At 70.8% G+C, this 18,334-nt stretch carries 12 protein-coding genes; 4 read left to right on the forward strand and 8 right to left on the reverse strand.

The window, feature by feature from the left end; genetic code table 11:
• Positions 1-59 precede the first annotated feature (59 nt).
• Positions 60-1,055, forward strand: a complete 996-nt coding sequence (locus D3869_RS24800; protein WP_137142425.1) for an alpha/beta fold hydrolase — start codon at positions 60-62, stop codon at positions 1,053-1,055.
• A 96-nt stretch (positions 1,056-1,151) separates the two neighbouring features.
• Here the strand turns inward: D3869_RS24800 and D3869_RS24805 are convergent, their stop codons facing one another.
• From D3869_RS24805 to D3869_RS34535, 3 genes are read right to left on the reverse strand one after another with little or no spacing between them, the layout of a single operon-like run.
• On the reverse strand, positions 1,152-1,787 hold the full coding sequence (locus tag D3869_RS24805; protein WP_137142426.1) for a response regulator transcription factor: 636 nt from the start codon (positions 1,785-1,787) through the stop codon (positions 1,152-1,154).
• Complete coding sequence (locus tag D3869_RS24810; protein ID WP_137142427.1) at positions 1,787-3,313, reverse strand: response regulator; 1,527 nt, start codon at positions 3,311-3,313, stop codon at positions 1,787-1,789. Before D3869_RS24810 ends, D3869_RS24805 begins: the two co-directional genes overlap by 1 nt.
• Positions 3,310-8,331 carry an AAA family ATPase gene (locus D3869_RS34535; protein ID WP_137142428.1) on the reverse strand — a complete coding sequence of 1,674 codons (5,022 nt, stop codon included), beginning with the start codon at positions 8,329-8,331 and terminating at the stop codon, positions 3,310-3,312. Before D3869_RS34535 ends, D3869_RS24810 begins: the two co-directional genes overlap by 4 nt.
• 183 nt (positions 8,332-8,514) lie before the next feature.
• On the opposite strand from D3869_RS34535, the gene D3869_RS24820 reads away from it, so the two are divergent.
• From D3869_RS24820 to D3869_RS24830, 3 genes are all read left to right on the forward strand, one after another.
• Complete coding sequence (locus D3869_RS24820) at positions 8,515-9,885, forward strand: FAD-containing oxidoreductase (protein ID WP_137142429.1); 1,371 nt, start codon at positions 8,515-8,517, stop codon at positions 9,883-9,885.
• A gap of 260 nt (positions 9,886-10,145) precedes the next feature.
• The gene (locus D3869_RS24825) at positions 10,146-10,748 is read left to right on the forward strand and encodes a TetR/AcrR family transcriptional regulator (protein ID WP_137142430.1); all 603 of its coding nucleotides are present in this window, start codon (positions 10,146-10,148) and stop codon (positions 10,746-10,748) included.
• Positions 10,749-10,845: 97 nt separating this feature from the next.
• On the forward strand, positions 10,846-12,069 hold the full coding sequence (locus D3869_RS24830; RefSeq protein ID WP_137142431.1) for a YbfB/YjiJ family MFS transporter: 1,224 nt from the start codon (positions 10,846-10,848) through the stop codon (positions 12,067-12,069).
• Here D3869_RS24830 and D3869_RS24835 read toward each other — a convergent pair.
• The 5 genes from D3869_RS24835 to D3869_RS24855 form a co-directional block, all read right to left on the reverse strand.
• Entirely contained in the window at positions 11,983-12,984 is a 1,002-nt protein-coding gene (locus D3869_RS24835; protein WP_137142432.1) for a helix-turn-helix transcriptional regulator, read from the reverse strand. The genes D3869_RS24830 and D3869_RS24835 overlap by 87 nt on opposite strands.
• Positions 12,985-13,179: 195 nt before the next feature.
• Positions 13,180-14,784: an AMP-binding protein gene (locus D3869_RS24840; protein WP_247895958.1), complete on the reverse strand. Its 1,605-nt coding sequence runs from the start codon at positions 14,782-14,784 to the stop codon at positions 13,180-13,182.
• Between the two features lie 14 nt (positions 14,785-14,798).
• Positions 14,799-15,872, reverse strand: a complete 1,074-nt coding sequence (locus D3869_RS24845; RefSeq protein WP_137142433.1) for an SDR family oxidoreductase — start codon at positions 15,870-15,872, stop codon at positions 14,799-14,801.
• Between the two features lie 26 nt (positions 15,873-15,898).
• Positions 15,899-16,633 (reverse strand): ABC transporter ATP-binding protein, encoded by a 735-nt coding sequence (locus D3869_RS24850; RefSeq protein ID WP_114857308.1) that lies wholly within the window; start codon positions 16,631-16,633, stop codon positions 15,899-15,901.
• The gene (locus D3869_RS24855) at positions 16,630-18,333 is read right to left on the reverse strand and encodes a branched-chain amino acid ABC transporter ATP-binding protein/permease (protein WP_137142434.1); all 1,704 of its coding nucleotides are present in this window, start codon (positions 18,331-18,333) and stop codon (positions 16,630-16,632) included. The genes D3869_RS24850 and D3869_RS24855 overlap by 4 nt, the downstream gene beginning before the upstream one ends.
• Between the last annotated feature and the right edge of the window lies 1 nt (position 18,334).

Below are 18,334 nucleotides of genomic sequence, written 5' to 3' on the forward strand. Positions count from 1 at the left end.
AGCCATCACGACGACCGCGACCGGTCCAGCCGACCGGAGCGGCCCTGACCGGACATCGCATGACCATCGAGACTTTCCATCCGTCGCGCCGGACGATCCTGTCCGGCACCGCCTGTTTCGCCGTCGCCGGGGGCGGCCTGCTGTGCGGGCTCGCCGCCCCGGCCGCAGCGGCCGGCCCGCAAACCGACACCAAACACCTGACCGAAGGAATGGGACCCATGCTCCAGGGCAGCCACGTCACCACCAAGGACGGCGTTCATATCCACGTCAAGCAGTGGGGTCCGCAAACCGGACAGCCCGTCGTGTTCAGCCACGGCTGGCCCCTGACCGGCGACGCCTTCGAGGACCAGATGATGTTCCTGGCCCAGCACGGCTATCGCACCATCGCCCATGACCGCCGCGGCCATGGCCGGTCGTCGCAGCCGGGCTTCGGCAACGACCTCGACCATTACGCCGACGATCTGGCCGCGGTCACCGAGGCGCTGGACCTGAAGAACGCCGTCCATGTCGGCCATTCCACCGGTGGTGGCGAGGTCGCGCGCTACATCGGCCGCCACGGCGTGTCGCGCGTCGCCAAGGCGGCGCTGATCGGCGCCATCACGCCCATCATGGTGAAGACCGCCTGGAACCCGGACGGCGTGCCGATGGAGGTGTTCGACGGCATCCGCGCCGGCGTGAAGGCCGACCGCTCGCAGTTCTTCAAGGATCTGACGATCCCCTTCTACGGCTACAACCGTCCCGGCGCCAAGGCGTCGCAGGGCGTGATCGACAGCTTCTGGATGCAGGGGATGATGGGCGGGCTGCTGGCCGAGTACGAGTGCGTCAAGGCCTTCTCCGAAACCGACCAGCGCGACGATCTGAAGAAGATGATCGTGCCGACGCTGGTCCTGCACGGCGACGACGACCAGATCGTTCCGCTCGCCACCACCGGCAAGGCCGCTGCGGCCATGCTGCCCAAGGGCACGCTGAAAATCGTCGCCGGCGCCCCGCACGGCCTGTGCACCACCCACAAGGACATCGTGAACGAGGAGTTGCTGGCCTTCATCCGAAGCTGAGCCGGCCCTCGCGATCGGACGCCCGGAAACCGCGATGCCCGGCTGCCTTCGGGCACCGCGCCCCCGTTCGAATCCGGTGCGCTCGGGCCGGCGCCGTCACGGGGCGTGGTCAGGCACCAGACTGTCGACGATGCGCACCAGATCGACCACCGACCGCACTCCCATCTTGCGCATCGCCTGACCGCGGTGCAGCTTCACCGTCGCCTCGCTGAGGTCCAGGTCACCGGCGATCTGCTTGTTGCGCAGGCCGGACACCACCATCATCGTGACCTCGCGCTCGCGCATGGTCAGCGTGTCGAAGCGGGCGCGCTGGTCGACGAGGCTGCGTTCCTGGTCGCGCCACGCGCCATGCCGGGCGATGGCGGCGTGGATGGCGTCCAGCAAGTGCTGGTGGTGGACCGGCTTGGTGAGGAATTCGAAAGCGCCCGCCTTCATCGCGCGGACCGACATCGGAACGTCGCCGTGCCCGGTGATGAAGATCACCGGAAGACTGTCGCCGCAGCGCGCCAGCTCCGCCTGAAAATCCAGGCCGCTGCGCCCCGGCAGCCGCACGTCCAGCACCATGCAGCCGACATCGATGGCCGGTTTGCGGTCGAGGTACTGCTGCACCGATCCGAAGCTCCTCACCGGCAGCCCCACGGAATCGAGCAGCCCTTCCAGCGCTTCCCGGACGGCTTCATCGTCGTCGATGACCACCACGGTCACCGTCGCCTCGGCGACCTTGCTCCCCATCACGTCCCTCCGAGCGATACCGGGATCACGAATTCGAACACGCTCCCGCACGGCGTTCCCGCCATCGCGGACAGCCGCCCGCCATGCAACTCCACGATGGACCGGCTGATCGAAAGCCCCATGCCCAGGCCGCCGGGCTTGGTGGTGTACAAGGCGCGGAAGAGGACATCCGGATCGGCATCCGCGATGCCCGGTCCGCTGTCCTCGACACGGACGCCGACCCCGCCGTCGCCGCTGGCGGTGACGACGCGCAGGCGCCGCGGCGGCCGGTCGGAGGCGGCCATCGCTTCGATGGCGTTCATCACCAGATTGAGGATGAGTTGCTGAAGCTGCACCCGGTCGCCATGGACCCAGGGCGGGACCGCCTGGAGATCGGTTTCCACCGCGACCCTGGCCCGGCGCAGCTCGGCCCGCACCAGCGCCAGCGTCTCGGTGACCAGGGCGTTCATGTCGACCCATCCAGGATCGGCCGGGGCCCGCCGCGCCAGCGCATGAATGCTGCGGACCACATCGCCGGCGCGCTGGGCGTCGCGCACAATCCGCTCCGCCACGGCGCGGGTCTTGCCAAGGTCGGGGTCCGGTTGCGACAGGTGCTGGAGGCAGGTGCCGGCGTTGGTGATGATCGCCATCAGGGGCTGGTTGACCTCATGCGCGACGGCGGCGGCCAGCTCCCCCATCATGGTCAGGCGGCCGGCATGGGCGAGGTCCGCCTGCGCCTTGCGCAAGGCCTCGGCGATGCGACGGCGCTGCGTCAGGTCGCTGAACACCAGGATGGAGCCGGCCACCTCGCCGCGGTCATCGATGATGGCGGAACAGCGCTCCTCCACCACGATTCCGGGCATCTCGGACGGGGCCGGAGCCGTCTCGCCGCGGGGCAGCAGGCGGGACAGCCGGTCCGGCGGGGCGTGCGCGCCGCTGCGCCGGACGAGGGCGGAGAAATCCTCCTGCGGCTCCTGCGTTTCCTCGTCCACGGCGACGAAGACGGAGGTCAGCGGACGCCCGGCCGCGTCCGCCGCCGTCCAGCCGGTCATCGTCTCCGCCACCCGGTTCATGAATTCGACGCGCCCGTCGCGGTCGCACAGGATCACCCCGTCGCGGATGCTCGCGAGCGTGGCGGCGTAGCGCCGTTCGCTCAGCCGCAGCTTGGCGTCGCTGGCCTGCTTGTAGAGCGCCATCTGGATGACCGTGCGCATCTGCGGCTCTTCGAGAGGCTTCAGCAGATAGCCGAAGGGCTCCGTCCGGCTGGCCCGCTCCACGACCTCGTCGTTGGCGTAGGCGGTGAGGAAGACGACGGGGATGCGATGCGCCTCGCGGATCCGGCGCGCCGCCTCGATCCCGTCCATCTCCCCGTCCAGACGGATGTCCATCAGGACCAGATCGGGCTGATGGCTGCCGGCCAGCCGCACCGCCTCCTCGCCGCTGGCCGACAGGCCGACCACGACATGCCCCATTCGGGAAACCTGATGCTGAATATCGCGCGCGACGATACGGTCGTCTTCAACGATCAGGATACGAGCCGCGATCATTCATGTCCCCGATTGCGCCCCTTCAAGGGAAAAGCAACGACGAATTCTGTTCCTGTGCTGGGGTTGTATTCCAAAGAACCGTGCAACTGGGCGACCAAGTCCGCGATCAGCTGGAAACCGAGCGTGTCCATCCTATCGGGATCATAACCACCGGGCAAGCCCACGCCGTCGTCGCGGACGGTCAGCCGGCATTCCCGCCCGTCCACCGCCAGGACCACGCCCAGCACCCCGCCCCGTCCCCCGGGAAAGGCGTGCTTCAGGGCGTTGGAGACCAGCTCGTTGACGATCAGGCCGCAGGGCACCGCGCGGTCGAGGTCGAGCTGCAGGTCGTCCATGGCGGTTTCCAGCCGCACCGCGCCGGCCTGCCGGGCATAGGCGCGCAGCAGATGGGCGCACACCGATTCCAGATGCTCGCGCATCGGCACGCGCGCGAAGTTGCCGAGGCGGTAGAGGTTCTCGTGCACCAGCGCCATCGAACGCACGCGGTCGCGGCTGTCGGCGAACAGGGCGGCGACCGCCTCGTCCTCGATGCGGCGGGCCTGCAGGTTGAGAAGGCTGGTGACGAGCTGAAGGTTGTTCTTCACCCGGTGATGGATCTCCTTCAGCAGAGCCTCCTTCTCGTCCAGCGTCGCGGTCTCCAGCGCCGCCGCGGCCTGGGCGCCGAGCAGCGTCAGGACGTTGACCCGCTGCGGCGTGAAGGCGTGGGTGGCCAGCGCGTTCTCCAGATGCAGCAGCCCGACGACGCGGCGGCGGCGGAGCAGCGGCATGCACAGGATGGAGCGCGCCTCCGTCTGGCGCACATAGGGATCGGCGGAGAAGGGGCCGGACGCCCGGGTGTCGTCGACGATCACCACCTCCTGGTCGCGGATCGCGCCGTGGACGATGGCGTGGGGCAGCGGGATGCGCTCGGCGTCCTCGCGGACCAGCCGGACCGACACGCCATAGAGCCCGGTCGTCGCCTCCGCCTCCACCCGCAGCCCATCGCCGCGGGCGAGGATCAGCAGGCCGCGGCTGGCGCCGGCATGCTCCAGGACCAGGGTCAGCAGGGTGGCGGTGAGCTGCTCCACGCCCGCCTGCTCGGAGACCGCGCGCAGCGTCCCGAGGAGCGCCGCCGGATCGATGCCATCGAAGCCGCGCGGGGCCTCCGGCAGGGCTGGTTCGACCGCGTCCAGGGCGAGGGAGGGATAGCGCCGGGCGAGCTGCCGCACCTTGGCGGTGGCGCCCCAGCGCGTGTAGGCCTCGGCCGCGTCGCGGATGCAGGCGCGCTCCAGCGTCGCCACCCCCAGCCGGCGGTAATGGCCGGCGGCGCGTTCATGGGCCAGCGCCTCGACATGCGGCAGGGCGTTGCGCCGGGCCGCCTGGACCGCCCGGTCGTAGCCGCGCATCGCGTCCTCCGTCCGCCCCTGGGTCCGCGCCGCCTCCGCCTCGACCAGGGCGAGGCGGGCGTCGAAGCTGTCGGGGCCGTGGACCGCCCAATCGCGCAGTTGGCCGAGATGCCGGTCGAGCGCCGCGGCGTGGCGGGCGCGCTGGTCCGGCGGGGCGTCGTCCATCGCCCCGGCCCGGGCCAGAGCGGCGTGGACGTGGAACTCGGCCATCTCCCAATGGCCGGACGTGGTCCACAGCAGCCCTTCCGCCCGCTCCGCCGCCTCGACCGCCGCCGTCATCTCCCCGGCGATGCAGCGGAGCTGGAGGGTGCGTATCCAGTGCCAGCAGGTGGCGATGTCCAGGCTGGGGTTGGCGAGCAGCCGCGCCTCGAAGGCGGCGTTGTCGAAGCCTTGCCCATCGAAGACGTCGATCCCCTCGGTCTGGCCGCGCAGGGCGCGCAGCAGTTGCAGCTGGGTGGTCAGGATGTCGGCGCAGAGCCCGAACCTCACCTGCCGGACATAGGCGAGGCGCGCCTCGGCCGTGCGCTGGACCGTCGCCAGCGGATCGCCCGACGCCAGCATGCTGGTGACGAGCGTGACGCTGGTGAAGCCGCCGTAGGTGACGTCGCCGGCCTCACGCGCCTCCTCGAAGGCGCGGAGCAGCAAGGCACGCTCGCTGCGGATGTCGCGGGTCCACGGGACGACGTGATAGGCGAAGGTCATCAGCACCCGCGCCCGGTAGCGCGTCGGCCCCTGCCGCTCCGCCAGATCGTAGCCGAGGCGGCCGAACTCGTAGCCGGCGGCGTAGTCGCCGAAATACGGGCCGGCCATCATGCCGAGATAGGCGAAGCCCAGGGCGGACGCGTCGCTCCCCCCGTTTCGGAGGGTCAGATTGGCCATCCGGCAGAGGATCAGGCAGACGAGGTTGCGGTCGCTGAAGAAGGCGGGCGGCAGGGCGGCGGCCAGCACGTCCAGCGTCGCCCGGCTGTCGGGGTCGGGGTCGGCGCTCAGCGACGCCAGCGACGCGATGGGGCGGCCGCCGATGGCCGCCCGCAGCCGCTCATACTCCTCGTGAACCAGGGCGGCGGGCGGGTGGGCGTGCCAATCGATCCCGACCCCCCGCAGATAGGCCAGGCAGGATTCGATGGCGCGGTCGCTGCGGTCGACCGCGGTGAAGACGGTGACGAGCAGCGCCGTGATCGCCGCGCGATCCGCCGGGCGCTCGGCCCGTCCGGCGAGGGCGAGCAGCCGCCGCTCCGCCTGTTGCAGCTCGCCGCTGAGGAACTCGCATTCGGCCAGGAGATGCTCCAGCGCGAAGGACAGCCGCCCGTCCCCGCCGTCCGCCAGCAGGCGCAGGCCGCCCCGCGCGTGGGCCAGCGCCGAACCGTGGGCGCTGGCGGCCTTGGCCTGATGGCCGGCGGCGAGATGGAGCGCCGCCACCTCCTCCCGCTCCCGTGAGTCCCGGATCAGGGGAAGGCAACGGTCGTACTGGTCGACCAGAGCGAACAGCCGCTCCCCCGTCAGGTCGGCCGCGAAGCCGCGGTGCAGCGCGCGGGCGATGGCGAGGTGGAGCGCGCCGCGCGCCTCCTCCGGCACCAGGGCGTATGCGCCCTCCTGCACCCGGTCATGGAGGAAGCGGACTCCGTCCCCGGCGCGCAGGATCAGCCCCTCGGCCAGCACCGGCTCCAGTCGTCGCGCGGTCTCCTCCTCCGTCAGGCCGGCGGCGAGGGCCAGGGTCGACAGCCGGACGGCGGCGCCGAGCGCGGCATGGCGGAACAGCAGGTCGCGCGCCGGCGCCGGGAAGCGGCCCAGCCGCTCGCTCATCAGCGTGGCGATGCCGGCGCCCCCCGCCCCCCGCTCCACCGCCGTCAGGTCCCAGTCCCAGCGCCGGGCGTCGCGGTCGAACCACAGATGGCCGGAGCGCTCCAGCGCGGTCAGCAGCTGGACCGCGAAAAAGGCGTTGCCGCCGGTCCGCTCCTGCAGCCGGGCGGCGAGCGCCGCGACCTCCTCGGGCTGGCGGTCCAGGCTGTCGGCGATCATGCGGCGCAGCTCGTCGGGGGGCAGCGGCCCCAGCGCGATCCGCTCGCAATCGATCGCATCACCGGCCGCCTGAATCCGGCGCTTCAGAGCCTGCAGGGGGTGGCCGTCGCCGACCTCGTCGCTCCGGTAGGCGCCGACCAGCAGCAGATGGCCCACGCCCCCGTCGGCGACCAGCCGGTCGAGCAGGTCCAGGGTCGCGCCGTCCAGCCATTGCAAGTCGTCGAGGAACAGGACCAGCGGATGGTCGGGGCGGGCGAAGACCTGCAGCACGCGCCGGAACAGCAGGTCAAAGCGGTTCTGGGCCTCCCGCGGCGGCAGGGGCGGGACGGCGGGCTGCGCGCCGATCAGCAGGGCGAGATTCGGGATCAGCGCGGTCATCAGCGCCCCGCCCTCGCCCACCGCCTCCGCCAGGGCGCGGCGCCAGTGGTCGCGATGCGGCGCCGGCAGCGCCAGGATGCGGCTGATCAGCCCGCGAAAGGCCTCCGCCAAGCCGGCGTAGGGAAGGTCGCGCTCGCCCTGGTCGATCTTGCCGCCGGCGAACAGGCCTTGCGGCGGCACGACACGCTCCTCCAGCGCCCCGACGACCGCCGACTTGCCAACGCCCGACCGGCCGTCGACCAGGACGATGCCCATCCGGCCGCGGGCGGCGACCCGCTCGAAGGCGGCCTCGAGGGCGGCCGTCGGCTCGTCCCGCCCATAGAGGCCCGGCGGCGGGACCAGCCCTTCCGGCGCGTCGCGCCGGCCGACCGGAAAGGCGGGGATGCGGCCCTCCATGTCCCAAAGCCGCAGCGCGTGGGCGAGGTCGCGGACGAGGCCGTCGGCGGTCTGGTAGCGGTCCTGCGCCATCTTGGCCAGCAGCCGCAGCAGCAGGTCGGCGATGGCCCGGGGCAGGTCGGGCGCGTGCTGGGCTGGCGGGATCGGCGCCCGCGCGAGATGGCTGTGCACCCATTCCATGGGATCGCACGCGGCGAAGGGAAGCGCGCCGGTGAACAGCTCGTAGAGCGTGACGCCGAGCGCGTAGAGGTCGCTGCGCTGGTCGACCGGCCGGCCTGTCCGCCCCGACTGTTCGGGCGCCATATAGGGCAGCAGCGCGTCCGGCCGCCCGGCGGCGTGGTCCGGCGGCACCGGCACGGCGCAGGCCCGGCCGAAGCCGGTCAGGCGCACCGCGCCGTCATCGTCGACCAGCAGGTTGAACGGCCGCAGATCGCCGTGCAGCAGGCCGCGGCGCTGGAACTGCGCAACCGCCTCGGCGATGCGGAGCGCCAGCGCGAGCCGCTGGCGGAAGGGCATCGCCGGCACCGGCAACACCGAGAGCGGCTGTCCACCCGGATCGGCGAGGGTCAGGACCGGGACATGGCCATGCTGCAGCAGGTCGAGCGGCTTGACCGCCCAGGCGGGATCGAGCCGGCGGGACAAGGCGTGTTCGCGCCGCAACCGGTCGAGCGTGGCGCCGACGCGTCCGGCCGGATCGTCCGAATTTGCGACCGCCATACGGGCGAGGATGGGAAAGGGCTGGTCCGGCCGCGTCACGCGCAGCAGACGGCTTTCCCCGTCGCTGTCCAGGACGCGGCTGCCGGAACCGGCTTCCGTCAGATGATCGACACTGAGTTCCATGGATCGGCCCCTCTCCCTCGGCGCCCATGGTAGCGGCATTCCGCCGCCAAGGGCGACTCCGCCGACCGGTTGCCCGATCTTGACCGGCCGCCGGCCACACTTAAGTTTTCTCGGGATCCGACCGTCGCCGGCAGCCCGCCGGCGACGGTCCATCACTCCCGGGGCCGGCTGCAGGAGCGCGCCATGGTCGACGCCATTATCATCGGAGCCGGCCAAGCCGGGCCGCCGCTCGCCGGGCGCCTCACCGCCGCCGGCATGACCGTCGCGGTCGTCGAACGCAAGCAATTCGGCGGCACCTGCGTGAACACCGGCTGCACCCCGACCAAGACGCTGGTCGCCAGCGCCCGCGTGGCCCGGATGGCGCAGAGGGCCGCCGAGTATGGCGTGATGCTGGACGGAGCTGTGCGCGTGGACATGGCCAGGGTCAAGGCGCGCAAGGACGCCGTCTCCGGCCGGTCGCGCCAGAATGTCGAGCGCTGGCTGCGCGGCATGCCCAACTGCCGGGTGCTGCAGGGCCATGCCCGCTTCGAATCCCCCAACAGCGTGCGCGTCGGCGACGAACTGCTGACGGCGGAGCGCATCTTCATCAACGTCGGCGCCCGCGCCGCGGTGCCGGACATGCCGGGGGTGCGCGACGTCGGCATCCTGACCAGCGGCACGATCCTCGACCTGGACCAGGTGCCGCGGCATCTCGTGGTGGTCGGCGGCAGCTACATCGGCCTGGAATTCGCGCAGATGTACCGCCGCTTCGGCGCCGAGGTGACCGTCGTGGAGAAGGGCGACCGGCTGATCGCGCGCGAGGACCCCGACGTTTCCGCGGCGATCCGCGACCTGCTGGAGGCGGAAGGGGTGACGGTCCGCCTGTCGGCCGACTGCATCCGCTTCGCCCCCCACGACGACGGCGTGGAGGTGGGCGTGACCTGCGCCTCCGGCGCGCCGTCGGTGGTGGGGAGCCACGCGCTGCTGGCGGTGGGGCGCGTGCCCAACACCGACGACCTCGGGCTCGACCGGGCCGGGGTGGCGACCGATGCCCGCGGCTACATCACCGTGGACGCGACGCTGCGCACCACCGTGCCGGGCATCTGGGCGATGGGCGACTGCAACGGGCGCGGCGCCTTCACCCACACCGCCTACAACGACTTCGAGATCGTCGCGGCGAACCTGCTCGACGGCGACCCGCGCCGCGTGGACCACCGCATCCAGGCCTACGCGCTCTACACCGACCCGCCGCTCGCCCGCGTCGGCATGACCGACGAGGCGGTCCGCCGCTCCGGCCGGCGCGCGCTGGTCGGGATGCGGCCGATGACGCGCGTCGGGCGCGCGGTCGAGAAGGGCGAGACGCAGGGCTTCATGCGGATCGTCGTCGATGCCGACAGCCGCGAGATCCTGGGCGCCGCCATCCTCGGCCCCGGCGGCGACGAGGCCATCCACGGCGTGCTCGACATGATGTACGCCAAGGCGCCCTACCCCACCCTGCAACGCGCCGTCCACATCCACCCCACGGTGGCCGAACTGCTGCCGACCCTGCTGGGCGAACTGAAACCCCTGGACTAGCGGCCCGGCGGCGGCCCACCAGCGGCGGCCCATTAAAGCGGATTGCAATTCGCTTTGGACCGCGACGGCGGTCCCGGCCGCACATGCGGCCGAAGCCCGCCGGCAAGTGAGGCGATGTGAGTCTAAAGCGAACGGAAGTTCGCTTTAGCGGCGGCGCAGGGCAGGCCTGCGTTCGTACGACGGCAAAGACCTTGACCATCACGCCACCGGGCGTATTTTGGATCATATGATCTAAAACACCGGCTCGGAAGGCGGGACTCATGGCGCGGCCGCGGAAGTTCGATGAGACGGCGGTGCTGGACGCGGCGGTGGACCGCTTCTGGACCCAGGGGTACGAAGCGACCTCCACCCGCGAGCTGGCGGACAGCATGCGCATGACGCTCGCCAGCGTGCACAACGCCTTCGGCGACAAGCGGGCGCTGTTCCGCCGCGCCCTGGAGCATTACCTGGACGGCTCGCTGCGCGCCCGCATCGCCCGGCACGAGGCGGCGGCGTCGCCGGCCGTCGCCATTTCCGGCTTCCTGCGGGAAAGCATCGAGCGGTCGCTCGGCGACGGCTGCCGGCGCGGCTGCCTGCTGGTGAACTCCGCGCTGGAGGTCGCACCGGACGATCCCGACATGCGCGACTTCCTGAACGCGGAATTGTCGACCATCGAGGACTTCTTCCGCCGCTGCCTCGTCAAGGGGCGGCGGAGCGGCGCGATCCCGGCCGGCATTCCCGACGACGACGCGGCCCGCCTGCTCTTCTCCTGCCTGTTGGGCATCCGCGTCCTGGCCCGCGTCCGCCCCGAACGCGACCTGCTGGAAGGAGCGGCGCGCGCCGCCCTGGCCAGCCTGGGACTGCCGCCGATGCCGGACTCCTGAGCCGGACACCCGACCCGCCGCGCCGGCCCCCCCTTTCCATTTCCTCCCGGTCAACGGGCGGCCCGCCGCGGCGGAGCCGCAACAGGGACTCACGCCCATGAACAGGACATCCGCAAACGCGGCCATGGACCGCCTTGACGGCGCCGCCTGGATGGCGACGCTCGCCGGCATGTCGGGAAGCCTCGTCGCCGTCGGGCTGGCCCGCTTCGCCTACACGCCGCTGGTCCCGTCGCTGATCGAGGCGCATTGGTTCTCCGCCGCCGACGCGGTGACGCTTGGCGCGGCGAACTTCGCCGGCTATCTGGCGGGCGCCCTGCTCGGCCGGCCGCTGGCCAGCCGGCTGCCGAACCGCGCGCTGCTGCGGGTGCTGATGCTGACGGCTTCCCTCGCCTTCATCGCCTGCGCCTATCCGCTGTCGATCGGCTGGTTCTTCGGCTGGCGCTTCGTCTCGGGCCTGGCCGGAGGCGCCATCATGGTGCTGGTCGCGACCAGCATCCTGCCCCATGTCCCGGCCGCGCGGCGCGGTTTCGTCAGCGGCATGATCTTCCTCGGCATCGGTCTGGGGATCGCGGCCTCCGGAACCGCCGTGCCGGCCCTGCTGCGGCTGGGGTTGCACGAGACATGGCTGGGGCTGGGCGGGGTGTCGCTGCTGCTGACCGCCCTCTCCTGGTTCGGCTGGCCGCCGTCGGCCCCGCCGCAGGCCGTCCCCGCCGCGCCGGTGGACCACGCCCCGCGGCACGAAGGACGCGCTCTCCGCGCGCTCTACGCCGCGTACGCGCTGAACGCGCTGGGGTTGGTGCCGGTCATGCTGCTGCTGGTCGACTATGTCGCACGCGGCCTGAATCACGGCCCGGACGTCGGCGCCCTCTGCTGGGTCCTCTACGGAGCGGCGTCGGTGGCCGGACCGGTGGCCGTCGGATCGCTGGCCGACCGGATCGGCTACGCGGCGGCCTACCGCATCGCGCTGCTGCTCCAGGCGGTCGCCGTCGCCGCCCTGGCGATCAGCGGCCATCCGCTGGTGGTCGGGATCGCGACGGTGGTCATCGGCGCCCTGACTCCGGGCGTGGTTCCCCTGGTGCTGGGCCGCATCCATGAGCTGCTGCCGCGCAGCCCGTCGGAGCAGCGCGCGGCCTGGAGCCGCGCCACCACCGCCTTCGCGCTGTTCCAGGCGCTGGGCGGCTATGGCTACTCCTCGCTGTTCGCCCACAGCGGGGGGAGCTACGCCGCGGTCTTCCTATGCGGCGCCGTCGCCCTGGCGTCCGCGCTGGGCATCGACATCCTCACCAACACCCGGCGCCTTCGCCGGCAGGCAAAGGGATAAGGCCGTCGCCATTGTGGAAGCCGCTTGGTCCCGCCGCCAATGGCGTGGCGGGACACCGACGAGGCGGCTGAAGGTCCGGGTGAAATGGCTCTGGTCGGCGAAGCCGCAGGCCAGCGCCACGTCGGCGAGCGTCCGGGACCTTTCGCGCATCAGCGTCTTGGCCTGTTCGACCCGCTGCTGCAGCAGCCATTGATGGGGCGTCGTGTTGGCGGTGCGCCGGAAGGCGCGGACGAAATGGCCCACCGACAGCCGGCATTCGGCGGCGAGGTCGGCCAGCCGGATCTCCCCGTGGAGGTTGGCGGCGATGATGTCCTTCACCCGCCGTTCCTGCCAGGAGGCCAGCGTTCCGCCACGCCCGCCCTCGCTCATCCGCCCATAGGCGGTGACGAGATGGGTCGCCAGCGCCGAGCACAGATGGTCGTGGAACAGCAGGCTCATCCGCTCCGGGCGGGTCAGCGCCGGCAGCATGGCCGACGCCAGCGCGGCGACGGTGGGATCCCTCAACGGACGGCTGGGTTCGATCGCCAGATCGTCCAGCCGGCCGCCGCGGCCGTCCGGGCGGACGCTTTCCAGCAACGAACGGGGCAGATGGAAGGTCAGCGCGTCGAAGGCCGAATGCATGTGGCAGTCGATGGTGCGCCGGTAATCGTGGATGGAGGTCAGACCGGCGATGTCGCCCGGCTTCTCCACCGGCACACCATCGACCCGGATGTCGGAATGGAAGTTCGACAGATGGTGGCTGACCAGGAAGGCGTCCTCATGCACGGGGCGGCGAAAGCGGCCGATGCCCCCGCCCAGGCAGCGCACCCGCGCGACCCCGGCCGTTCCGCGGGGGGACCGGAGCACCAGCACCTCCGGCCCCTGCGGCAGGGGGATGTAACGCAGATGGAGATTGCTCTGATGGTCCGGGGCCATGGGTGTCTCCGTCGGGATGCCGGCGGACCGCCGCCTACGCTCGGACAGAGGTTAGACGCGGCCCCCCGCCGCGCACCATTAGACAGAGATAAACCTCCGCAACATTTCGGTAGGATGCACCTAGACGATGGTTTAGACGGCGACGATGGTTTAGACGGCTCCGCTGCAACGTCGGCCCTTGTTGGAGACGGGGCATCATCCCGAGGGCATCGCCTCGCGGTCCCAGATTCCGTCGTTCGGCAGCGCGCGCAGCTTGTGACGTTCCACTTCGCGCTTCGTCACGGAGCGGGGGAAGCTCTCCACGAAGGCGATGAAGCGGGGGATCTTGAAGGCGGCCATGCGGCCCTCGCACCACGTGGCGATCGCGGCGGGCTCGACTCCGCTGCCCGGTTCGCGGATGACGAAGGCCTTCACCTCCTCCTCGCCCTTCTCGGACGGCGTGCCGACCACGACGACCTCGCGCACGCCGGGACACTGGCTGAGCACGCTTTCCACCTCATAGGCCGAAACGTTCTCACCGCGCCGGCGCAGCCAATGGGCCTGACGGCCGGTGAAGTGCAGATAGCCGTCCGTGTCCAGATGACCAAGATCGCCGGTGTGCAGCCACAGATTCGACAAGCACTCCAGCGTGCGCTCCGGCGCGTTGAAATAGCCCGACATGAAGATGTGCGGGTAGCGGGGGCGCAGGGCGATCTGGCCGGTGACGCCCGGCGGCACCGGCTGATCGTCCTCGTCCAGGATGGTCACCTCCGCCCAGCCGTGGGTCAGGCCGTTGGCGCGCGGCTTGGGCGAGTCCATCCGGTTGTTGACGATCAGCACGCCGCCGGTCTCGGTCAGCGAATAGACGTTGACGAAGCCGATGCCGAACCGTTCGACGAAACGGTCGGCCACGGCGGGCGGGATCTGGCCCGTCACCCCCAGCGAGACGCGCACCCGGTGGTCCCGGTCGGCCGCGCTCTCCGACTGTTCGGTCAGCACGGTGATCATGGTGCCGATGAGATCGACGATGGTCGCCCCGCTCTCCCGCGCCCGTGCCCAGAAGTTGCTGCCGCTGAAACGTCGGTCGATCACCGTGGGGATGTCGGCGACCATCGGCCCCATCACGCCGAGCATCAGCCCGCCGACGTGGAACAGCGTCAGGATCGAGTAATGGACGTCGTCCGGCCGCGTCTCGAACGCCTCGACGTAGCGCATCCCCGCCGCGATCCAGGCAAAATGCGGTAGCAGGGCACCCTTGGGCAGGCCGGTGGTGCCGCCGGTGTAGATGATGACCGCGGGATCGCCGCCGGACACCGCCACCACCGGCAGCGGATGCCCCGGCTCCAGAAGCTCGGCGAAGGGCGGAAAGCGACCGCCTCCCCTCCCCTCGCCGTCGTCCACCGCGTAGACGCGCATGCGGGGCAGCCGGTCCGCGACCGCCTCGACCCGCTCCGCCAACTCGCCGTCCACCACCAGGACGGCGGGCGTGGCGTTGGTCAGGGTGTGGACGAGATCCTCCCCCACCAGACCGGCGTTCAACGGCACCCAGATCGCCCCCAGCTTGCCGGCGGCGACCCAGGTCAGCAGATGCTCCGGCGCGTTGCGCAGGAAGCAGGCGACCCGGTCGCCCCGGCGCACCCCCAGCCGGTGCAAGTTGGCGGCCACGCGGCTGGACTCCCCGTCCAGCTCGCGATAGCTCATCGCCCGCCCGGCGACGGTCAGCCGGGGCGCGTCGCCATGCTGCGCCGCGCGGGCGGCAACCAGCGCCGGCAGGGTTTCCCACTGCACCGGAACGCCGTGGATTTTGCGCGTGATGGTCATGCGGCGGGCCTCTTTCATTCCGGCAGGATGCGGCGCTTCTGGAGTTCCTGGAGGAGATCAACGAACATCTCCTCGCTGTCCACGCAGTCGTGGAAGCCCAGCTTGCGCGCCTTGATCGTGCTCATGTGGTGCGGGTTGGGGCGCTGGCCGTAGCCGAACAGGAAGTCGGCGAACTGCCAGGACGGCACGACCTCGGTGTACTTGTAGGGCTTGAGGCCGTGCTTCGCGACCACGCGGTCCCAGATCGGCTCGTTCTGCGGCATGATGCGGGCCAGCGAGAAGGGCTGAGCCGGTTCCAGCTCCATGCGGAACAGCTCCGCCACCTTGGGGAACACGTTCTCCCAGACATAGACGTCGCCGTTGGCGATGTTGAAGACTTGGTTGGCGCATTGCGGGCTGGTGCCGGCCCACTCGGTGGCCTTGGCGATCAGCCGGGCGTCGGTCGCCTCGCCGATGCGCGACGCCCCGCCGGGGAAGCGCAGCGGCAGGCCGTATTCGCGCGACACCGCGGCGAAGACGCCGATGGCGGTGATGATGTTCAAGGGGCTGCCGACCGCGAGGCCGCAGACGATCTGCGGGCGCAGCACGCTCCAGCTCCACTCCTTCCCCTGCTGCCGCTCGCTGATCCAGTCCTGCTGGTCGTAGTAGAAGTTGGGGCGCATGTAGCGCGGATCGCTTTCGCGCGCCGGCTGGCGGAACGGGCCGAGATGGCCGCCATAGGCCTTGGTGCCCTGGAGCAGCGTTATGTGGCGCAGGTTGGGCGACACCGCCTCGACATTCTCGACCACGTTTTTCAGCATGGCGAGGTTGGTCTCGACATGGTCCCATTCCGACCAGCCGCGCGTCACGTCGGGTTTTTCATAGACGGCGGTGTAGCAGATGTTGGTGACGCCCTTGATCGCGCGCAGCTTGCGGCAGTCGTCGGGGTCGCGCAGATCGACGGCGGTCCATTCGGCGGCGGTCTCGAAATCCGGGGTGCGGCGCGACACGCCGCAGACGTCCCATTCCGGGGAGGCTTCGAAATGCTCCAGCATCGGGCGGCCGACGGTCCCCAGCGCACCCACGATCAGCATCTTCTGACGGGCCATGATTTCGTCCTTCTGTGCGGAATTCTTCAGAAAAGGGTCATCAGGTATTGGCGGTCGCCCAGCGGCTCGGGCGGGCCCTCGTAAATCTTGCGGCCGGTGCGCAGCACGGTGACGCTCTGCGCGATGGGCAGGGCGTGGACGACGTTCTGCTCGACCATCAGCACGGCCATGCGCAACGCCCGGTTGACCTCGGCGATGGCCTCCATGACGCGCTGGACGAGGTTGGGGGCGAGGCCGATCGACGGTTCGTCGAGGATCATCACGTCGGGCCGGTGCATCAGCGCCATGCCCATCGCCAGCATCTGCTGCTGCCCGCCCGACATGGTGCCGGCGATCTGGCCGGCGCGTTCGCGCAGGATCGGGAACAGGTCCATCACCGCGTCGCGGTTCGCCCGGATCTCCGCCGGGTCGTGGGCCGTGTAAGCGCCAAGCTCCAGATTCTCGCGCACGGTCAGGCTGCGGAAGATGCCGTGCCCCTGCGGGACCAGCGCGATCCCCGCCTTCACGTTGTCGGCGCAGCGCCGCCGGGTGATGTCCTCCCCCCGGTAGCGCACGGTCCCGGCGGAGGGCCGCAGCAGCCCGAAGACGGAGCGCACCAGCGTCGTCTTGCCGGCCCCGTTGTGACCCAGCAGCACACGGATCTCGCCGGCCCGCACCGTCAGGTCCACCTCGTGGACCACCGCCCGCTTGCCGTAGCCGGCGCTGAGGCCGCGCACCTCCAGGACGGGTTCGGCGATCGGCATGGTGTGAATCTCGGTCATCCGAAATACCTCTCGGCCAGTTCGCGGTCGCGCATCAGCGTGTCCGGCGGTCCCTTGGTCAGCACGCGGCCCTCGTCGATGAAGACGATCTCGTCGCAGACGCCGCGGATGACCTCCAGATTGTGCTCGATGATGCAGACCGCCTTGTTGGCGCGGGCGAGGTCGCGGATCACCCCGCAGATGCGCTCCACCGTCAAGGTGTCGAGGCCGGACAGCGGCTCGTCGAGCAGCAGCACGTCGGCCCCGGTCGCCAGCAGCCGGGCGATGACCAGCAGCTTCTCCTCGGCGTAGGAGAGGTTGGCGGCGGTCTCGTCGGCCTTGGCGAGCAGCCCGACGAAGGAGGCGATCTCCAGCGCGCGGGCGACGTTCTCGCGGTCGGTCCGGCGGACGAGGCCGGGGCGGAAATAGACGTCCAGCGGGCGGTCGCCCGGCTGCGCGGGCAGCGAGACCAGGATGTTCTCCACCACCGTCAGCTTGGTGAAGAGCTTCAGGTCCTGGAAGGAGCGGGCCAGCCCGGCGGCCACCACCTCGTGCGGCTTCAGCGTCGTGACGTCGCGGCCCCGGTAGAGGATGGTGCCGCCGGTCGGGCGCAGGAAGCCCGACAACAGGTTGAAGGCGGTCGTCTTGCCGGCGCCGTTGGGACCGATCAGCCCGACGATCTCGCCGCGCTTCAGGTCGATGGTCAGGTCCTTGACCGCCTGGATGCCGCCGAAATGCTTGGACAGCGAGGTCGCGGAGACCACCACCTCGCCCGGCGTGCCGGCCGCGCGCTCCACCGCACCCACGAGCGGGCCGTTGGCGGGAACGCTGGACCGCGCGGCCCCGGTCGGGGTGCGGAACACCGTCTCAGGGAACAGCCCCTCCGGGCGCAGGCGCAGGATGACGATCAGCACGACGCCGTAGATCACCTGCCGCACCATGTCGGCGATGTCGCCCGGCACATGGACGAACTTCAGCCCTTCCGGCAGCAGCACCAGGATCGCCGCCCCGGCCAGCGAGCCCCACAGGTTCCCCATGCCGCCCAGGATCACCATGGCGAGAATGAGGATGGTCTCCTCGATGGTGAAGGATTCCGGGTTCACGAAGGCGATGTAGTGGGCGACCAGAGACCCGGCGACCGAGGCCAGCCCCGCCGACATCGCGAAGACCACCAGCTTCATGCGGACGAGGTTCTTGCCGACCGCCTGGGCCGCCGCCTCGTTCTCCCGCATGGCGCGCAGGGAGCGTCCGAATGGCGAGGCGCCGAGCCTCCAGGCGACGGCGCAGCACAGCGCCGCCATCACCGCGGCCAGCGGCAGGAAACTCGCCGGGCTGGTCAGCGCGGTGCCGAACAGCGACACCGGGGGGATGCCGGCGATGCCGTCCGGCCCGCCGGTCAGCGGCTTGCTGTTCATCAGCACGTCGATGGTGATGGCCTGCAGCGCCAGCGTGATGACGACCAGATAATGGCTGCCCACCCGCATGGCGGGAAAGGCGACCAGCAAGCCGAGGACGGCGGTCACCACCACCCCGGCCAGCAGGGTGAGGGGAAAACCGATGCCGAGCTTCGTCGCCAGGATGCCGGCGGCGTAGGCCCCGCTGGCGTAGAAGGTGGCGTGCGCCAGGGCGAAGATGCCGCCGAAGCCGATCAGCAGGTTGAAGGAGGTCGCCAGGATGCCGTAGAGGCAGACCATGACGAGGATGTGGGCGAGATATTCCATG

It is taken from the genome of Azospirillum brasilense (genome assembly GCF_005222205.1).
Lineage (GTDB): Bacteria > Pseudomonadota > Alphaproteobacteria > Azospirillales > Azospirillaceae > Azospirillum > Azospirillum brasilense_G.